Below are 19329 nucleotides of genomic sequence, written 5' to 3' on the forward strand. Positions count from 1 at the left end.
CCGGTGCGGGGGACCGCAGCTTGGAGCCGGCGGCTTGGAACCGGGGGCTCGGAACCGGCGGCTTGGAACCGGCTGCTCGGAACCGGCTTGCTCGGGATCAGCAACTCAGAACTGGCAGCTGGAACCGAGAGCTTGGAGCCGGCGGCTCGAATCGGCTCCGGAACCGGCGGCTCGGAACCGGCACCTCGGAAACGGCCGTTTCGACCGGGCCGTACGGTGCCCGCCGGTCCGAGATTGGCGCTGGTACCAGGTCGAACGGGCACGGCAGGGCCATGGGGGCAATCGGCTCGGGCGCCGGAACCGGCAGCTGGGGACGGAGGCTCGCGACTGCTGGTTGGGACCCGCGGTCCGAGAACGGGCGGGTCGGGCATGCCGGACCGGGCCGTACGGTGCCCGCCGGTCCGAGATTGGCGCTGGTACCAGGTCGAACGGGCACGGCAGGGCCATGGGGGCAATCGGCTCGGGCGCCGGAACCGGCAGCTGGGGACGGAGGCTCGCGACCGCTGGTTGGGACCCGCGGTCCGAGAACGGGCGGGTCGGGCAGGCCGGATCTCACTCCGGCTTCGTGCCGTCCGCGCCTCGGTCCTCCGCAGCACCCGGTCCCGCACCTTCCGCGGCATTCTGCGTCTCGGGAGGCGCGCCCGAGAGAAGCGTGGTCAGCAGACGGACGGCGGCTCGCTTGTTGAGGGGGTCGTTGCCGTTACCGCACTTCGGGGACTGGATGCAGGAGGGGCAGCCGGCGTCGCATTCGCAGGAGGCGATGGCCTCCCGGGTGGCACGGAGCCAGCGCTGCGCGGTGTGAAAAGCACGCTCGGCGAAGCCCGCGCCTCCGGGGTGGCCGTCGTACACGAAGACGGTGGGCAGCAGGGTGTCCGGGTGCAGCGGGACCGAGACACCGCCGATGTCCCAACGGTCGCATGTGGCGAAGAGCGGCAGCATGCCGATGGAGGCGTGCTCAGCGGCGTGGAGGGCCCCGCCGAGCTGCTCCGGGGCCACGCGCGCGGTGTCGAGCTGATCCTCGGTGACGGTCCACCACACTGCGCGCGTGCGCAGGGTGCGGGGCGGGAGGTCCAGCTTCGACTCGCCCAGGACCTCGCCCGTGATCAGTTTCCGCCGGAGGAAGGAAACGACCTGATTGGTGACCTCTACCGAGCCGAAGCACAGGTTCGAGTCGCCCCACGGAATCGCCGTCGTGGTCTCCAGGATGGAGATGGCGGTCGTGTCGCGGGCGGTGGTCGAATACGGAGGGTTCGCCTCCTCGACCAGGGCCACCGAATCCTCGAGGTCGAGGCTCTTCACCAGGTAGGTACGGCCCTGGTGGAGGTGGACCGCGCCCTCGTGGACCGCGGAGTGGGCCGCGGACGCGTCCACCGTTCCCAGCAGCCGTCCCGTGGCCGACTCGACTACCTGGACGGGCGGGCCGCCCGAGCCGCGGATGTCGGTGAGGTCGGCGGCCCGCTCGCGGCGTGGCCAGTGCCAGGCGGTGGTCCCGCCTGTGGCACGGCGGCGCAGCAGCTTGCGCTGCTCGAGCTGCGGAATCAGATCCGGGGCCTCTGGCCCGAAGAGCTCGAGGTCGGCCTCCGTGAGCGGAAGCTCGGCGGCAGCCGCGCACAGATGGGGGGCGAGGACGTACGGGTTGTCGGGATCGAGGACGGTGGACTCCACGGGCCGCCGGAAGAGCGCGTCGGGGTGGTGCACGAGGTAGGTGTCCAGCGGGTCGTCGCGGGCCACGAGTACGGCGAGTGCTCCCTGGCCCGAGCGGCCCGCCCTGCCCGCCTGCTGCCACAGGGACGCCCGCGTCCCCGGGTAACCGGCCAGGAGTACCGCGTCGAGGCCGGAGACGTCCACGCCCAGCTCCAGGGCCGTGGTGGCGGCCAGGCCCAGCAGTTCGCCCGAGTGCAGTGCCCGCTCCAGGGCACGGCGTTCTGCGGGCAGATAGCCACCGCGGTAGGCCGCGACACGCGCGGGCAGCGACCGGTCGACGGCGGCCAGTCGTTCCTGGGCGATCAGGGCCATCAGCTCGGCGCCGCGCCTCGAGCGTACGAAGGCCACTGAGCGGACGCCCTGGACGGCCAGGTCCGTGAGCAGGTCCGCGGATTCGGCGGTGGCCGTGCGCCGCACAGGGGCGCCCTGCTCGCCGTGAAGCTCGGTCAGGGGCGGTTCCCAGAGGGCGAAGACCATCTCACCACGCGGGGAGGCGTCATCGGTGATCTCGGCGACCGGGAGGCCGGTGAGGCGGGTCGCGGCGCGCGCGGGCTCCGCGGACGTGGCGGAGGCGAGGAGGAAGACCGGGGCCGAGCCGTAGCGGGCGCAGAGCCGCCGCAGCCTGCGCAGCACGTGGGCGACATGCGATCCGAAGACGCCCCGGTAGGTGTGGCACTCGTCGATCACGACATAGCGCAGGGCGCGCAGGAAGGAGGACCAGCGCGGGTGGGCGGGGAGGATGCCCCGGTGCAGCATGTCGGGGTTCGTGAGCACGTAGTTCGCGTACTGGCGTACCCACTCGCGCTCCTCGACAGGGGTGTCCCCGTCGTACACCGCCGGGCGCACGCCGCTGCCGAGCGGGACGGCCAGCTCGGAGACCGCGCGCCGCTGGTCGGCGGCGAGCGCCTTGGTGGGCGCGAGATACAGGGCCGTCGTGCCCCGTCCGTTGGGCGCCTCGGAGCCGTCCAGGAGAGTGCTGAGGACCGGTGTCAGATAGGCGAGCGACTTGCCGGAGGCGGTCCCCGTCGCGACCACGACGGATTCTCCGCGCAGCGCGTGTTGGACCGTACGCATCTGGTGTTCCCACGGCCGTTCGATTCCGGCGCGCCCGATGGCCTCGGTGACTTCCTTGCGGATCTCCGTCGGCCAGTCCGCATGACGGCCTGCGCGCGGGGGCAAGTGCTCCGTATGAGTGATGCGCGCAGCCCGATCGGCCCCAGCGGCAAGCCGGTCCAGGACCGAGCGCGGGGATGGGCGCAGGCCCGCGCCGTGCGGGAGTTGAAAGTCGGCCATCGGCAACGAGTGTGTCACTGGCGTGACGGACAATGGGCTGAAGGCGTCGTGCACGCCTGCTCGTAAGTGATTGAATGCCATTGCGGCTGCCGATCCATGGGGGGCGACCGCTCGATGCAAGCTGCTGGAGGATCCGTGGACCTGTCCCTGTCGACCCGGACCGTTGGCGACCGCACGGTCGTCGAGGTCGGTGGCGAGATTGATGTATACACCGCGCCCAAGCTGCGCGAGCAGCTTGTCGAGCTCGTCAACGACGGTAGCTACCACCTCGTTGTCGACATGGAGGGCGTCGATTTCCTCGACTCCACCGGGCTCGGCGTGCTGGTCGGCGGACTCAAGCGGGTGCGCGCCCACGAGGGCTCGCTCCGCCTGGTCTGCAACCAGGAGCGCATTCTCAAGATCTTCCGTATCACGGGTCTGACCAAGGTGTTCCCGATCCACACCTCGGTCGAGGACGCCGTCGCCGCCACTGACTGACGACGTCACCGCACGGGAGTCACCGGGGGGCTCCGGGCTCTGCCCGGCCCCCCTTGAGAAGCAAGCCCGCACGATCGAGGGGGATCGCATGGCCACCGTTGAGCTGCTGTTCAGCGCTCTGCCCGAGCACGTCAGAACGGCACGCCTGGTGGCGGCCGCGGTCGCGCGCAGGGCAGGAGTCGACGAGGCCGTGCTGGACGAAGTGCGTCTGGCTGTAGGTGAGGCCTGCACACGGGCCGTGAGCCTTCACCAGAGCAACGCCCTGTCCGCCCCGGTCAAGGTCGTGCTGATCGAGGACGAGAAGAAGTTCTCCATCGAGGTGGGTGACGAGGCGCCGCACGCGATGAGCTCGGCGCCCGCCTCCCACGACGGCGAGCCGCCTGCCGACGACGGCACCGCCGAGGAGGAGGACGAGATGGGGCTGGCTGTCATCAGCGGCCTTGTCGACGACGTGGAAGTGACCGCCGGGGAGGTCGGTGGTCTCATTCGCATGAGTTGGCCGACCATGCCCGACTCGCTCCCGTAACGCGCCGCGTCGCCTCACGAAGTCTGCGGTTCGTCCGGCGCGGCCCGCAGTTCGGGCTCTGATTCCTGCACCCCGCGAGCCCGCGTTCGGAGTTCTCCGCCGTCGGAGTTCTCGGCGTCCAGGACACGCCCGGTCGTCCCCGTCACCGTCATGGACGACCATGCGCGACCCGCCAATCGGCGACGCGCCGGTGGGCGGGCTCGTCGCGTACGGGCCCCGGGCGGTGGGTGGTCCCCCGGCGGACTGCGGCTCACAAGCGGGTCCGAGTCGGGAATCCGGCCCCAGGGCCCGGTGCCCGCAGGGTCCAGCCCACTACGCCCCGCTCACGTTCGGTGCCCATCCACTTGCCCACGGCCCGAGGTCCAAGACCCGGACCAGCGGCATGTTCGGCGGCCAGCACCTGCCGCCACCGGCGCCTCTTCTGCCCCTGGAGCCCCTGCCTCAGGGGCCCCGCCATCTGCGCTTCCGTGCCCTGGCGAGTGCGCCGCGCAACGCCTCCGAAGTGCGCCGCGCACTGCCTCCAAAGCGCGCTGATCAGGCCAGTCGTACATGCCGGAGATCTTTTTCCCGTGTTCTCGTGATCATTTTCTTGGCGTCAGCGCGTTGATCGATTTCCTTCGTCCAGGTGAATTGTCCGGCGGCCGCTTATTTGATCTTCGCTGGTCCGTTCACCGATCTCGGCGAATTCCCCTTGTCGCGCTCTTTTTTGATCTAGCCCCCCTCCCTAGAATCCGTCCACATCTTGAGCTCAGGACGCCTGAGCGTGGCGGCTGTTCTTGTCACAAGGAGTCGCAAGGACTGGCTGCGCGCGCCCATGTGCCAAACGTCAAGGAGGACGAATGGCGGGGCCCTTCACCCCTCTACAGCAGGACCACACCTCATCACTCGCAGCCGCCGTTCTGACCAGCGGAAATCGCCTGATTGTGCTGGTCATCGCGGCGGTGGCGATCGCGGCGATCGCCGTCGCCGTGGTGCTGGTACGCCAGGTGCTCGCCGCGGGCGAAGGCACCGACAGCATGAAAAAGATCGCCGCCGCCGTCCAGGAAGGCGCGAACGCCTACCTGGCCCGGCAGCTGCGCACCCTCGGCATCTTCGCCGTGGTGGTGTTCTTCCTGCTCATGCTGCTTCCCGCGGACAACTGGACGCAGCGCGCAGGGCGTTCCGCGTTCTTCCTCATCGGCGCCGCCTTCTCCGCGGCGACCGGGTACATCGGCATGTGGCTGGCGGTGCGCAGCAATGTCCGCGTAGCCGCGGCCGCCCGTGAGGCGACGCCGGCCGTGGGCGAGGCCGCCAAGGACCTCACTGATGTGTCCCACAAGGCCATGAAGATCGCCTTCCGTACGGGCGGCGTCGTCGGCATGTTCACCGTGGGACTCGGCCTCCTCGGCGCCTCATGCGTCGTCCTGGTCTACGCCGCCGACGCACCCAAGGTGCTCGAGGGCTTCGGTCTCGGCGCCGCGCTGATCGCGATGTTCATGCGTGTCGGCGGCGGCATCTTCACCAAGGCCGCGGACGTCGGCGCCGACCTCGTCGGCAAGGTCGAGCAGGGAATCCCCGAGGACGACCCGCGCAACGCCGCCACCATCGCGGACAACGTGGGCGACAACGTCGGCGACTGCGCCGGTATGGCGGCCGACCTCTTCGAGTCGTACGCCGTGACCCTCGTCGCCGCGCTGATCCTCGGCAAGGTCGCCTTCGGCGACTCCGGCCTCGCCTTCCCGCTGCTCGTCCCGGCGATCGGTGTGGTCACCGCGATGATCGGTATCTTCGCGGTCGCCCCGCGGCGTTCCGACCGCAGCGGCATGACCGCGATCAACCGCGGCTTCTTCATTTCCGCAGTGATCTCCCTGGTGCTGGTGGCCGGTGCCGTCTTCGCGTACCTCCCCTCGTCCTACGCGGACCTGAAGGGCGTCAGCGACTCGGCCATCGCCGCCCACGACGGCGACCCCCGGATGCTGGCGCTCGTCGCCGTCGCGATCGGCATCGTCCTGGCCGCCCTGATCCAGCAGCTCACGGGCTACTTCACCGAGACGACCCGGCGCCCCGTACGGGACATCGGGAAGACCTCGCTGACCGGTCCCGCGACCGTCGTGCTGGCGGGCATTTCGGTGGGCCTGGAGTCCGCCGTGTACTCGGCGGTGCTCATCGGTCTCAGCGTGTACGGAGCGTTCCTGCTCGGCGGTACGTCGATCATGTTGGCGCTGTTCGCCGTGGCCCTGGCCGGTACGGGTCTGCTCACCACCGTCGGCGTCATCGTCGCGATGGACACGTTCGGCCCGGTCTCCGACAACGCGCAGGGCATCGCCGAGATGTCCGGTGACGTCGAGGGCTCCGGGGCGCAGGTCCTCACCGATCTCGACGCCGTCGGCAACACCACCAAGGCGATCACCAAGGGCATCGCGATCGCGACGGCCGTCCTCGCCGCGGCCGCCCTCTTCGGTTCGTACCGGGACGCGATCGCCACGGCGGTCGCGGAGGTGGACGCCAAGGCAGGGGAGCTGGGCCTGAGCCTGGACATCTCCCAGCCGAACAACCTCGTCGGCCTCGTCCTGGGTGCCGCGGTCGTCTTCCTCTTCTCGGGGCTGGCGATCAATGCCGTGTCGCGGTCGGCCGGTTCGGTCGTCTACGAGGTCCGTCGGCAGTTCCGCGAGAAGCCGGGGATCATGGACTACTCCGAGAAGCCGGAGTACGGCCGCGTCGTCGACATCTGCACCAAGGACGCGCTGCGCGAGCTGGCCACGCCCGGTCTCCTCGCGGTCCTCGCCCCGATCGCCGTCGGCTTCACCCTCGGTGTCGGCGCCCTCGGCGCGTACCTCGCGGGCGCGATCGGCACCGGAACCCTCATGGCCGTCTTCCTCGCGAACTCGGGCGGTGCCTGGGACAACGCGAAGAAGCTGGTCGAGGACGGCCACCACGGCGGCAAGGGCAGCGAGGCCCATGCGGCGACCGTTATCGGTGACACGGTCGGCGACCCGTTCAAGGACACCGCAGGACCGGCGATCAACCCGCTGCTGAAGGTCATGAACCTGGTGGCGCTGCTGATCGCCCCCGCGGTGGTGAAGTTCAGCTACGGCGACGACGCCAGCGTCGGTGTCCGCGTCGTCGTGGCGATCATCGCCATCGCGATCATCGTCGGGGCGGTCTACGTCTCCAAGCGGCGCGGCATCGCCGTAAGTGATGAAGGCAACTCCGGCAAGGCCGAGAACCAGGCCGGTGACACCGCTGGCGACCCCGCCGTGGTCTCCAGCTGACCTGGCGTTTTCGGTCGGTTCGGCGGGCGGGCGGAGGCCCTTGCCGCCGACGGGGCGGGTGCTGTGCCCAGGGGCGCGGCACCCGCCCCGCCGTGTATGTTCCGGGGCCGTAGGCCATGGAAGGGACCGATCGTGAACATAAAGCTTGTGGCCGCGCTCTCGGGAGGCGCGGCGCTGCTGCTGGCGCTCTCGGGCTGCATCGACGACAACAGCAAGGTCGACGGCTACGCCAAGAAGGTCTGTGACGAGGTCCAGCCTCAGCTGAAGAAGATCACCAACGCCAACGAGTCGATCACCTCCACGGCCGCGGACGGCAAGCCAGCGGACATCAAGAAGGCGGACTCCGCAGCCTTCCAGGAGATCTCCGCCGCTTACGCCGCGATGTCCGACTCCGTCGAGAACGCGGGCGTCCCGCCGGTCGACGGCGGCGAGCGGGTCCAGAAGGACGCGGTCAAGGAGCTCGACGCCACATCCAAGGCGTACGCCGACCTCAAGCGGGCCGTCGACAAGCTCAAGACCAATGACCAGGGCGACTTCGCCGAGGGCCTCAAAGGTGTCGCCGAGGAGCTCGGTAAGGTCAACAAGGTCGGAGACGACGCGATCAAGAAGCTGCAGTCCGGCGAGATCGGCAAGTCGATGAGCACGCAGTCCGGCTGCCGGCGCCCCGCGTCCGCGACGCCCACCAAGGGGTCCTGACCGGTCGTCCCTGGCCCGGTGTGCACGGGCGTGCCCGGGCAGGCCCGACAATGATCCGGTGAGTACGCACACCCTCCCCACGCCCGACGCCGACCGAACCTCCCGGCTGCGCGAAGCGCTGCAATCCGCCGCCTTCACCTCCGACGGACTGCTCGACCTGCTCGGTGCGCCCGCGTACGCCGCTCTCGCCCGCAGCGAGACCGTGCCCGCGCTGCGGGCGACCCGGGGCGACTCGGCGCTGGAGACGCTGGTCCGGCTGTTCCTGCTGCAGGCCACCGTCCCGTACGAGCGTGCGCGGGCGTCGCTGCCCGTCGAGGACTGCGTGGCCGACGGCTGGCTGGTGCAGCACGGCGACGAGGTGCGGGCGAGCGTCGACGTACGCCCGTACAGCGGGCCCGAGGGCCAGGACTGGTGGATCGTCTCCGACCTCGGCTGCGCGGTCGGGGGCGCCGCTGGCATCGGCGCGGGCACCAGCGAGGTGACCGGGGTGACGGGCGTGGACAGGTCCCAGCTCGTCCTCGGCGTCGGCGGCGCGTCCACGACGCTGGCCGGCATCACCGTCCGGGCCCCCGTCGCCCGCGCCCTCGACCTCGGCACCGGCTCCGGCGTCCAGGCGCTGCACGCCGCCCAGCACGCCACCCGGGTCACGGCCACCGACGTCAACCCGCGCGCACTGGGCTTCGCACGCCTCACGCTCGCCCTCTCCGCTGCGCCCGCCGCGGACCTGCGCGAAGGGTCGCTCTACGATCCGGTCGCGGGCGACGAGGGGTTCGATCTGATCGTCTCCAACCCCCCGTTCGTCATCTCGCCGGGCCCGCGCCTGAAGTACCGCGACGGCGGAATGGGCGGGGACGATCTGTGCCGGGCGCTCGTCCAGAGGTCGGCCGATCACCTCGCCGACGGCGGTTACCTCCAGTTGCTCGCCAACTGGCAGCACATCGAGGGCGAGGACTGGCGCGAACGGCTGGCGTCCTGGGTGCCCGGCGGCTGCGACGCATGGATCGTCCAGCGCGAGGTCCAGGACGCGGCGCAGTACGCGGAGCTGTGGCTCCGGGACGCCGGAGACCACCGGGGCGATCCGGCCGAGTACGCCGCCCGCTACGACGCCTGGCTGGAGGAGTTCGAGGCCCGCAAGGCCAGGGCCGTCGGGTTCGGGTGGATCACGCTGCGCAAGTCCGGCGCCGAACACCCCTCGGTGATCGCGGAAGAGTGGCCCCATCCGGTGGAGCAGCCCCTGGGCCCGTCCGTACGCGGCCACTTCGAGCGGCAGGACTTCCTGCGCGGCACCGATGACGCGGCGCTGCTCGCCGCCCGCTTCCGCCTGGCCGGTGAAGTGGTGCAGGAGCAGGTCGGGCTGCCGGGCGCGGAGGATCCCGAGCACGTGGTGCTCCGGCAGAACCGCGGCATGCGGCGCGCCACGAGGGTCGACACCGTGGGCGCGGGGTTCGCAGGCGTGTGCGACGGGACGCTGACCGCCGGCCGGATCCTCGACGCGATCGCCCAGCTTGTCGGCGAGGACCCGGTGCTGCTGCGCGACCGTACACCGGAGTCGATCCGGCTGCTGGTCGAACAGGGCTTCCTCGACCCGGCAGGGGACCCGGCGGGGGATCCGGAACCGGACGCCGCCCGCGAGGTGTGACCAGCGGCCGTGCCCTGGCGCCGCAGGCCGGTGCCCATGCGCGAACGCGCCCGGGTACGCGAACGGCCCGGTACGCGAACGCGCCCGGGTACGCGGACGGGCCCGCGTACGCGAACGGGCCGGTGATGTGAAAGGCCCGCGCGAAGGCTCTGTACGCGGACGGGCCCGCGCTCCGGTTCTCCGGAGCGCGGGCCCGGGTCCGCCGCGACGCGAGGCCGGTCAGCTGCGCAGCAGGCGGCCCTGCTTGTCGGTGCGGGTGTCGCTGACGAAGAAGATGATCGCGTCGATCAGCGACCAGAGGCCCAGGCCACCGCAGGTGAGGAGCTGGCCGACCGCCATGCCGGTGTGGCCGGTGTAGAAGCGCCCGATGCCGAGGGTGCCCAGGAAGAGCTGCAGCAGGCCGGCGACGACCTTGGACTTGTCCGAGTAGGGCTGCCCGTTGGGTGCGACACCGTACGGGGCTTCGGCGGAGGGGGGCTGAGCGGGGTACGACACGGAGACTGCTCCTCGTAGATCTTCATCTGCTTCAGGGGACTCTGCCGCCCGTCGGGGCCCGCGGCGGGCGGGCCGGTGGGCGGCCGTGCAGATCAAGACTCGGTACCCCCGCGCTTGGTTGCTCGGGGTCGGTGATTGTGATCGAGCAGTGACCTCGCACGGCAGATCGACTGTGTTCGACCAGGCCGTGTCGGCAGACGACCGCGTTCGGCAGACGGCGACGGCAGACGACCGCGCTCGGCGGACCGTGTTCTGCAGACGGCGACGGCAGACCGACCGCGTTCGGCGGACCGTGTTCTGCAGACGGCGACGGCAGACGACCGCGCTCGGCGGACCGTGTTCTGCAGACCGCGTCGGCAGACGACCGCGCTCGGCGGACCGTGTTCTGCAGACCGCGTCGGCAGACCGACCGCGCTCGGCGGACCCATGGAGTGATCTCGCCCGTGGAAGGAGGCGCGGAAGATCGCCGTCAGCCGTTCGGCCCGACGGAGCCGTGCCTTTTCAACTCGTGCAACCGGCCGGTCCCGCCCCGCCCCTCAGGCGATCACATTGCGGACGACGGCCCAGGCCACGGCCGTGCCGATCACGGCAGCAGTGCCTCGCGGACCCAGGGACAGCCGGTAGCGCCGTCCCCGCAGGCCCTCGCGCAGCCAGCGTCCGCACAGATACGCCGCGGCCGGCAGTCCGAGCAGCAGGAGCAAGGCGTTGTCGTGGAAGGCGGCGCCGATGCGGCCGTGCATCAGGTCGTACGCCATGCGCGTGCCGCCGCACGCCGGGCAGAGCAGGCCGGTCGCCCAGTTGAAGGGGCAGCGGGGGAGGAAGTGGCCGGACTCGTGCGGGTTCCGGTCCCACAGGTAGACCGCGGCCGCCGCGGCCGCCATGAGGAAGGCGACGGGCGGCGCGGCCGGATGGCGGAGGGCGCGTACGGCCGCTGTCCGGACGGACCCCGTCCGGGTGGCGGCCGTGACTCTGGCCCCACCGCCGGTGCGCGGATGCTCAGCCACGCAGGATGCGCCCCTGCTGATCCGTGGTGTTGTTGCTGGTCAGCAGCACGATGCCGTCGATCAGCGCCCAGATGCCGAGGCCACCGCAGGTGAAGAGCTGGCCGAGGGCGAGGCCGACGTGACCGAGGTAGAACCGGCCTATGCCGAAGCTGCCGAGGAAGAGCTGCAGGACACCCGCGACGATCTTCGACTTGTCGGAGTACGGACGGCCGTAAGGGTCGTATCCGTACGGTGCGTTGGGGTCGGAGTAGCCGCCGGCGGCGGGTCCCTGCGGGTAGCCGTACCCGGGCGTGGCGCCGCCGTACGGCGACTGTCCCGGTCCGGGCTGGCCACCTGGCGGGTAGCCGTATCCGCCGTTCTGCGGGTTCGGCGGTGGACCGTAGGGATACTGATCGGACACGAGAACCCCCGATGATGGAGAGCGGAACTGGATTTCGGGCGTGGCCGGTGAGTACGGCCGCGGGCCATCCTGCCAGCAGACGCCCGCCAGGTTTCGGTCCGGGCGGCAGACAGGACGCTTGTCGGGTTACCGTTCGAGTGGCGTTGCGGGCTTTTCCCGTTTGACACGGGGCCGGGAGGTACCGTCACACTCCGCAGCGTCAGCGCAGTGCCCAGACCATCCAGGCGTCGACCGGAGAGAAGAGCGAAGGTGTCCCCGACCAGCGAGACCGCGAACGGCGGCCGACGACTCGTCATCGTCGAGTCGCCCGCCAAGGCCAAGACGATCAAGGGCTATCTGGGCCCGGGATACGTCGTCGAGGCCAGCGTCGGGCACATCCGGGACCTGCCCAACGGCGCGGCCGAGGTCCCGGCGAAGTACAAGGGCGAGTCCTGGGCGCGTCTCGGCGTCAATGTGGATCAGGACTTCGAGCCGATCTACGTCGTCAACGCCGACAAGAAGAGCCAGGTCAGCAAGCTCAAGGAGTTGCTGGCGGAGTCGGACGAACTCTTCCTCGCCACCGATGAGGACCGCGAGGGCGAGGCCATCGCCTGGCATCTCCAGCAGGTCCTCAAGCCCAAGGTCCCGGTCCGCCGGATGGTCTTCCACGAGATCACCCAGGACGCGATCCGCGAGGCCGTCGCGAACCCGCGTGAGCTCAACCAGCTCCTGGTCGACGCCCAGGAGACCCGCCGGATCCTCGACCGTCTCTACGGCTACGAGGTCTCGCCCGTGCTGTGGAAGAAGGTCATGCCGCGGCTGTCGGCGGGCCGTGTGCAGTCCGTGGCGACCCGGCTCGTCGTCGAGCGGGAGCGCGAACGCATCGCCTTCCGCTCCGCCGAGTACTGGGACCTGACCGGGTCCTTCGCCACCGGCCGCGCCGGTGACGCCACCGATCCCGGCACCTTCTCGGCCCGTCTGACCACCGTCGACGGCCGCCGTATCGCACAGGGCCGCGACTTCGGCGCGAACGGGCAGCTCAAGGACGGCTCCCAGGTGCTGCACCTGGACGAGGCCACCGCGCGGGCGCTCGCCGACGCCCTGCAGGACACCGCGTTCTCGGTCCGCTCGGTCGAGTCCAAGCCGTACCGCCGCTCGCCGTACGCCCCCTTCCGTACGACCACGCTCCAGCAGGAGGCGTCGCGGAAGCTCGGCTTCGGTGCGAAGGCGACGATGCAGATCGCCCAGAAGCTGTACGAGAACGGCTTCATCACCTATATGCGTACGGACTCCACGACGCTCTCGGACACGGCGGTCGCGGCGGCTCGTGCGCAGGTCACACAGCTCTACGGCTCCGACTACCTGCCGGAGAAGCCGCGGATGTACGCGGGCAAGGTCAAGAACGCGCAGGAGGCGCACGAGGCGATCCGGCCTTCGGGTGATCGTTTCCGCACCCCCGCCGAGACCGGCCTGACCGGCGACCAGTTCCGGCTCTACGAGCTGATCTGGAAGCGGACCGTCGCTTCCCAGATGAAGGACGCCGTCGGCCAGTCGGTGACCGTCAAGGTCGGCGGCCGGGCGAGCGACGGCCGCGACGCCGAGTTCTCCGCGTCCGGCAAGATCATCACCTTCCACGGCTTCATGAAGGCCTACGTGGAGGGCGCCGACGACCCGAACGCCGAGCTGGACGACCGCGAGCGCCGGCTGCCGCAGGTCTCCGAAGGCGACCCGCTTTCGGCCCAGGAGATCACCGCCGACGGCCACGCCACCAAGCCCCCGGCCCGCTACACCGAGGCCAGCCTGGTCAAGGAGCTGGAGGAGCGGGAGATCGGCCGCCCGTCCACGTACGCGTCGATCATCGGCACCATCCTCGACCGCGGCTATGTCTTCAAGAAGGGCACTGCGCTCGTCCCCTCCTTCCTCTCCTTCGCCGTCGTCGGCCTGCTGGAGAAGCACTTCGGCCGGCTCGTCGACTACGACTTCACCGCGAGGATGGAGGACGACCTCGACCGCATCGCTCGGGGCGAGGCCCAAGCCGTGCCGTGGCTGCGCCGCTTCTACTTCGGCTCGGACGAGAGCGCCGCGGGCGCGGCCGCCGAGGCCGGGAACGGTGACGGAGACCACCTCGGCGGCCTCAAGGAACTCGTCACCGACCTCGGCGCGATCGATGCCCGCGAGGTCTCCTCGTTCCCGGTCGGCGAGGGCATCGTGCTGCGCGTCGGGCGCTACGGGCCGTACGTCGAGAAGCCCTCGGAGACCGAGGGCGAACCGGGTCAGCGTGCCGACGTCCCCGACGATCTGCCGCCGGACGAGCTGACCGTGGAGCTCGCCAAGGAACTGCTCGCCAAGCCGAGTGGGGAGCGCCTCCTCGGCACCGAACCGGACTCCGGCCGTCCGATCGTCGCGAAGGACGGCCGCTACGGTCCGTACGTCACCGAGATCCTGCCCGAGGGCACGCCGAAGACGGGCAAGAACGCGGTCAAGCCGCGGACGGCCTCGCTCTTCAAGTCGATGTCGCTCGATACGGTGACGCTGGAGGACGCCCTCAAGCTGATGTCGCTGCCACGCGTCGTCGGCAGCGACCCCGAGTCGGATCACGACATCACCGCTCAGAACGGTCGCTATGGCCCGTACCTGAAGAAGGGGACGGACTCGCGGTCGCTGGAGAGCGAGGACCAGATCTTCACGATCACGCTGGAGCAGGCGCTGGCGATCTACGCCCAGCCCAAGCAGCGCGGGCGTGCCGCGGCCAAGCCGCCGCTGAAGGAGCTGGGCACCGACCCGGTCAGCGAGCGCCCGGTGGTGGTGAAAGACGGCCGCTTCGGTCCGTATGTCACGGACGGCGAGACCAATGCGACCCTGCGCCGGGACGACGACGTCGAGACGATCACCCCGGAGCGCGGATTCGAGCTGCTGGCGGAGAAGCGCGCCAAGGGTCCGGCCAAGAAGTCCGCGAAGACGGCCAAGAAGACCGCGGCGAAGAAGGCACCAGCGAAGAAGACCGCGGCCAAGAAGACGGCGGCCAAGAAGACCACCGCCAAGAAGGCCACGGCGAAGAAGGCCACGGCGGCCGCCGACAGCGCCACGAAGAGGACCGCAACGGCCAAGGCCCCCGTCGAGGGCGAGGACTGACGGACGGGGCCCCGCCGCGCCGCCGAGGCGGTGCGGGGCCCGCCCTGCGCACGCAGCCGGTTTCCGTACGGGGACGGGCACCGGTCTCCGTACGGGGACGGGCACCGGTTTCCGTACGGGGACGAGTACCTCTCCGTCCGGGGACGAGTACCGGATTCCGTACGGGCACGAGCGCCTCTCCGTACCGGCAACCGCGGCGCGTCTCCGTACCGGCACCGCGGTGGGTCTCGGTACCGGCACCGCGGTGGGTCTCCCTACGGGCACATGTTCGGGACAGGCCGACAGCTATTCGGCCATGCCCGATAGGCTGACGGGATGACGCGAGCCGAGCAGCCAACGGTCGTGACCCCCACATCCGACGCCCTTGCCGCAGATTCACGCGAGCGCGCCGTACGCGCACTGCTGCGTTTCCCCCCGCTGCGACGACTGTGGAGCGCCCAGTTCGTCGGTGGCGTCGGAGACGCCCTCGGTCTGCTGGTGCTCCTCCTGCTGTCGCTGCAGGCAGCGGTGGCGGAGGGCTCCTTCGGCGGTGGATATCGCGGTGCCGCATTCGCCGTCGCCGCCGTCTTCGGGGCACGTCTCGTCGCAACCGTCCTCTTCGGCGCCGTCCTCCTCGGGCCCCTGTCGTCGCTGACCGCGCCGGGGCCGGAGAAGGGACGCGCGCCCGTCTCCTCAGGAGAGGGACGCTCCGGGCGTCGCGGGGGCGGACCGCTCGACCGGCGCTGGACCATGATCGGCGCGGATGTGGCGCGGCTCATGCTCCTTGTCGTCGCGCCCCTGTGGATCGACTGGACCCCGGACAACGCCCTCGCCATCCTTCTCGTCACCGTCTTCGTCGCAGGAGTCGCCGAGCGCTTCTGGACCGTCGCCAAGGACGGCGCCGCTCCGGCCCTGCTGCCCGCGCCTCCCATCGAGGGCGCCGCCGTCCGCCCGCTGCCCGACAACAACGACGCGCTGCGCCGCCTCTGGCTGCGCACGACGTTCGTCACCCTGCCGATCGCCGCCGCGGGGCTGGTCGTCGTCACGCTCCTGGGGAAGCTGCTGGCCGCCGGGATCGAGTGGTTCGACATGCACCAGGCGGCCCTGGGCTCGTACGTCGCCTCGGGTCTCTTCGCCGCGTCCGTGTCGGTGCTGTGGTTCATCGAGTTGCCCGGCGGATCCACGCCCCGCCCGCGGTCCCCCCTCGAGGGCCTGCGCAGGCCGCGTAGCGGCACAGGCGCCGACAAGGGCCGTACGGGCGCGATCCCGCTGCTCGTCCTCACCTGCGCCGCCGTGGCCGCCGCCATCGCATCCGCCGTCGCCGTCTCCGCGCTGCACGCGGACGATCTGGGCGGCGGACCGGTTCTCTTCGCCCTGCTCGTCCTCGGACTGACCGCCGGAACGGTCGCGGGAATCCGGCTGGCCCCGCGCGTGCTGCCCGCGCTCTCCCGCCGGCGGCTGCTGGCGATCGCGACGGCTTTCACCGGGATCTCGCTGCTCGCCGCGGGGCTGGTGCCCGACGCCACGACGGTACTGCTCATCACGCTGGTCGCGGGTGCGTCGGCGGGCATCGCCGCCCACACCGGCCACACGTTGCTGGACCAGGAGGCCGAGGAAGGCCGCCAGGCCCGTACGACGGAGCATCTGCACGCGGTCGTCCGCGTCTTCGTCGGCCTCGGTGTGATCGCGGCACCGCTGCTCGCAGCCGCCATCGGACCGCACCGTCTGGCCGGGGAGGACTTCGTCTTCGCGCACGGCGGCGCGGCGTTCACGCTCATGCTCGTCGGCGCCCTGCTGCTGCCGCTTGCGGTCCTGGTTCTCGGCAAGACGGACGACCGCTCCGGTGTGCCGCTCCGCCGCGACCTGCGCGAGGCGCTGCGCGGCGGGGAGCCCGTGCAGGCACCGGCCGCCACCGGGTTCTTCATCGCCGTCGAAGGCGGCGACGGCGCCGGGAAGTCCACCCAGGTCGAAGCTCTTGCCGAGTGGATCCGCGCCAAGGGGCACGAGGTGGTCGTCACGCGCGAGCCGGGCGCGACGGCCATCGGCAAGCGGTTGCGGTCGATCCTCCTCGACGTCTCCAGTGCCGGGCTCTCCCACCGCGCCGAGGCGCTGCTCTACGCGGCGGACCGCGCCGAGCACGTCGACACGGTCGTCCGGCCCGCGCTCGCCCGCGGCGCCGTCGTCCTCTCCGACCGGTACATCGACTCCTCCGTCGCCTACCAGGGCGCGGGCCGTGACCTGTCGCCCACCGAGATCGCCCGCATCTCGCGCTGGGCGACGGACGGCCTCGTACCCCATCTGACGGTCCTGCTGGACATCGCACCGGAGACGGCACGCGAGCGGTTCACCGAGGCGCCGGACCGGTTGGAGTCCGAACCACCCGAGTTCCACGCGCGCGTACGCGCGGGCTTCCTGACCCTGGCCGCGGCGGACCCGGCCCGCTACCTCGTCGTCGACGCGGGTCAGGAGCCGGAAGCGGTCACCACGGTCGTACGGCACCGGCTCGACCAGATGCTGCCGCTCTCCGAGGCCGAGATCCAGGCCCGGGAGGAGGCCCGTAAGGCTGCCGAGGAGGAGCGCAAGCGGCGTGAGGCCGAGGAGGCGGCGCGCAAGGCCGAGGAGGAGCGGCTGGAGCGCGAGCGCCAGGAGCAGCTGGCCCGGCTGCGCGCCGAGGAGGAGGAGCGCAAGCGGCGCGAGGCCGAGGAGGAGCGCCGCCGCGAGGAGGAGCGCCGGGCGGAGGAGGCGCGGCAGCGCGCAGAGGAAGCCCGTCGCCTCGCCGAGGAGGAGCGCAAGCGGCGCGAGGCCGAGGAGGCCGCGCGCAGGGCCGAGCAGGAGCGGCTGCGCCGCCAGGCGGAGGAGGAGGCCCGGCTGCGGGCGGAGGCCGAGGCCCGCCGTCTGGAAAAGCAGCGCAAGGCGGAGGAAGCCCTGCTGCGGGCTGAGGAAGCGCGCCTGGAGGCGGAGGCGGCCGCTGCCCAGGCGGCGTCCAAGTCCCGGACGAACGACCAGGACCCGACGGTGGAGACGCCGGTCCCGGCCGAGGGCCCGGAGGAGGGCGGGACCGGTCCGGCGAGCGCAGCGGGCCCCGCCCCCGACACGGCGCAGACCGTCCCGACCCCGCGCGTGGACCGGAAGGACGCCGGCGCTTCCGGCGAGCGGTCCCGGCGCGATGACGAGACGGCGGTGCTGCGACCGGTCCGCTCGGACGAGCCGGAGGGCGACGGACCTCCGGCCAAGGGCGCGGACGCCGAGGACACGGCCGTCCTGCCGAAGCCCCCGGCGCCGGGGAGCGCCGACGAGACGGCGGTCCTGCCGCCCGTACGGCCCGAGGACGCCGCGGGTGGACAGGGGCGGCGGGGGGACCCGGCCGACCGGGTGCCGCCGTGGCTCTTCCGCCAGGACGAGGGCGGTTCGGAGCCTCCGGCGCCGCGCGAGGCCGAGCGTACGCGCGAGATGCCGCAGGTCGACCCGGCCTCGGGGGACCGTCCGCGCCGCCGTCGCCCGGAGTGGGCCGAGGAGACCCCGCTCGACGACCTTCCGAGCCTGGCCGACGAACTGCTGGGCCCCCGCGAGGAGGAGGACGGCAACAACGGCCGCCGCAGGGGTCGCTGACCGCCGACGCGCGACCGGACGCCCGGGGCCCGGCCCCGGTCGTCCGTGCGTCCCGGCAGGCGGACCGGCCGCCTCGGTGCTCCGTGGTCCTGCCGTCGGGTGCGCAGCGGATCCGGCCCGGGGTGCCCCGGAGGCCCTGGCGCCGGGCGTTCGTTCGGATTAACGCGGACCCGCCGTGCCGCCGTACCCGTGGGCGATGGAAAATGAGGCAGTGACCCGAGCCGCGTTGGACTACCAGGGAATCCTGGAGCAAGTGGCGGCGGACGTCGCACCGCAGATCGGTGGCGGCCGCCCCGCCGAGTACATACCGGCGCTGGCATCCGTGGACCCCCGGCGCTTCGGCATGGCCGTCGCCGACATCGACGGGCAGGTGCACGGCGTGGGCGACTGGCGCGAGCCGTTCTCCGCCCAGAGCATCACCAAGGTCTTCACCCTTGCGCTCACCCTGGCCCGCGGCGGCGAGGAACTCTGGGCGCACGTAGGCCGCGAACCGTCCGGCAACCCCTTCAACTCCCTGGTCCAGCTCGAACAGGAGCAGGGCATACCGCGCAACCCGTTCATCAACGCCGGAGCCCTCGTCGTCACCGACCATCTGCAGGGCCTGACCGGCGACGCCAGCAGCGAACTGCTGGAGTTCCTGCGTGAGGAGAGCGGCAACCCCGGACTCGCCTTCGACCAGGAGGTCGCGGAGTCCGAGGCGGCGCACGGGGATCGCAACGCCGCGCTCGCGCACTTCATGGCCGCCTACGGCAACATGCGCAACCCCGTACCGACCGTCCTGCACCACTACTTCTGGCAGTGCTCGATCACGCTGAGCTGTGCCGACCTCGCGACCGCCGGGCTGTTCCTGGCCCGTCACGGCGTACGGGCGGACTCCTCGCGGCTGCTGACCCTCAGCGAGGCCAAGCGCATCAACGCCGTGATGCTCACCTGCGGGACGTACGACGCGGCGGGCGACTTCGCGTACCGGGTGGGGCTGCCAGGGAAGAGCGGGGTCGGAGGCGGCATCATCGCCGTCATCCCCGGGCTGTGCACACTCGCCGTCTGGAGCCCCGGTCTTGACTCGCGCGGGAACTCGGTGGCCGGGGTGGCGGCGCTCGACCGGTTCACGACGCTGACCGGCCTATCCGTCTTCTGACGGTCTC

At 71.3% G+C, this 19329-nt stretch carries 12 protein-coding genes; 8 read left to right on the plus strand and 4 right to left on the minus strand.

The genetic code is table 11. The features are described from left to right. Positions 1 to 552: 552 nt before the first annotated feature. Positions 553 to 3078 carry a DEAD/DEAH box helicase gene (locus AB0M26_RS23075; RefSeq protein WP_365263707.1) on the minus strand — a complete coding sequence of 842 codons (2526 nt, stop codon included), beginning with the start codon at positions 3076 to 3078 and terminating at the stop codon, positions 553 to 555. Between the two features lie 54 nt (positions 3079 to 3132). Between AB0M26_RS23075 and bldG the strand changes: the two genes are divergently transcribed. The 5 genes from bldG (at position 3133) to AB0M26_RS23100 (ending at position 9586) form a co-directional block, all read left to right on the plus strand. Further along, positions 3133 to 3474, plus strand: coding sequence for an anti-sigma factor antagonist BldG (gene bldG, locus AB0M26_RS23080; protein WP_009716787.1), 342 nt, complete (start codon positions 3133 to 3135; stop codon positions 3472 to 3474). An 88-nt stretch (positions 3475 to 3562) separates the two neighbouring features. Then, entirely contained in the window at positions 3563 to 4000 is a 438-nt protein-coding gene (locus AB0M26_RS23085) for an ATP-binding protein (RefSeq protein ID WP_365263708.1), read from the plus strand. 839 nt (positions 4001 to 4839) lie between these two features. Beyond that, positions 4840 to 7251, plus strand: a complete 2412-nt coding sequence (locus tag AB0M26_RS23090) for a sodium-translocating pyrophosphatase (RefSeq protein ID WP_365263709.1) — start codon at positions 4840 to 4842, stop codon at positions 7249 to 7251. 132 nt (positions 7252 to 7383) lie between these two features. Further along, a complete protein-coding gene (locus AB0M26_RS23095; RefSeq protein ID WP_365263710.1) occupies positions 7384 to 7947 on the plus strand; it encodes a small secreted protein in 564 nt (187 codons plus the stop codon). A 58-nt stretch (positions 7948 to 8005) separates the two neighbouring features. Further along, positions 8006 to 9586 (plus strand): methyltransferase, encoded by a 1581-nt coding sequence (locus tag AB0M26_RS23100; protein WP_365263711.1) that lies wholly within the window; start codon positions 8006 to 8008, stop codon positions 9584 to 9586. A gap of 219 nt (positions 9587 to 9805) precedes the next feature. Here AB0M26_RS23100 and AB0M26_RS23105 read toward each other — a convergent pair whose 3' ends face one another. The 3 genes from AB0M26_RS23105 to AB0M26_RS23115 form a co-directional block, all read right to left on the minus strand. Continuing rightward, entirely contained in the window at positions 9806 to 10081 is a 276-nt protein-coding gene (locus AB0M26_RS23105) for a TM2 domain-containing protein (protein WP_365263712.1), read from the minus strand. 536 nt (positions 10082 to 10617) lie between these two features. Next, positions 10618 to 10962: a DUF2752 domain-containing protein gene (locus AB0M26_RS23110; RefSeq protein ID WP_365263745.1), complete on the minus strand. Its 345-nt coding sequence runs from the start codon at positions 10960 to 10962 to the stop codon at positions 10618 to 10620. A 115-nt stretch (positions 10963 to 11077) separates the two neighbouring features. Further along, complete coding sequence (locus tag AB0M26_RS23115; RefSeq protein ID WP_365263713.1) at positions 11078 to 11485, minus strand: TM2 domain-containing protein; 408 nt, start codon at positions 11483 to 11485, stop codon at positions 11078 to 11080. Positions 11486 to 11734: 249 nt separating this feature from the next. Between AB0M26_RS23115 and topA the strand changes: the two genes are divergently transcribed. The 3 genes from topA to AB0M26_RS23130 all read left to right on the plus strand — a co-directional run bounded on the left by topA (position 11735) and on the right by AB0M26_RS23130 (position 19322). Then, positions 11735 to 14596 carry a type I DNA topoisomerase gene (gene topA / locus AB0M26_RS23120; RefSeq protein WP_365263714.1) on the plus strand — a complete coding sequence of 954 codons (2862 nt, stop codon included), beginning with the start codon at positions 11735 to 11737 and terminating at the stop codon, positions 14594 to 14596. A gap of 315 nt (positions 14597 to 14911) precedes the next feature. Next, positions 14912 to 18184, plus strand: coding sequence for a dTMP kinase (gene tmk, locus AB0M26_RS23125; protein WP_365263715.1), 3273 nt, complete (start codon positions 14912 to 14914; stop codon positions 18182 to 18184). Positions 18185 to 18380: 196 nt separating this feature from the next. Further along, positions 18381 to 19322 carry a glutaminase gene (locus AB0M26_RS23130; RefSeq protein WP_365263716.1) on the plus strand — a complete coding sequence of 314 codons (942 nt, stop codon included), beginning with the start codon at positions 18381 to 18383 and terminating at the stop codon, positions 19320 to 19322. Positions 19323 to 19329 lie beyond the last annotated feature (7 nt).

This window comes from Streptomyces sp. NPDC051776 (genome assembly GCF_040681345.1).
Taxonomy (GTDB): domain Bacteria; phylum Actinomycetota; class Actinomycetes; order Streptomycetales; family Streptomycetaceae; genus Streptomyces.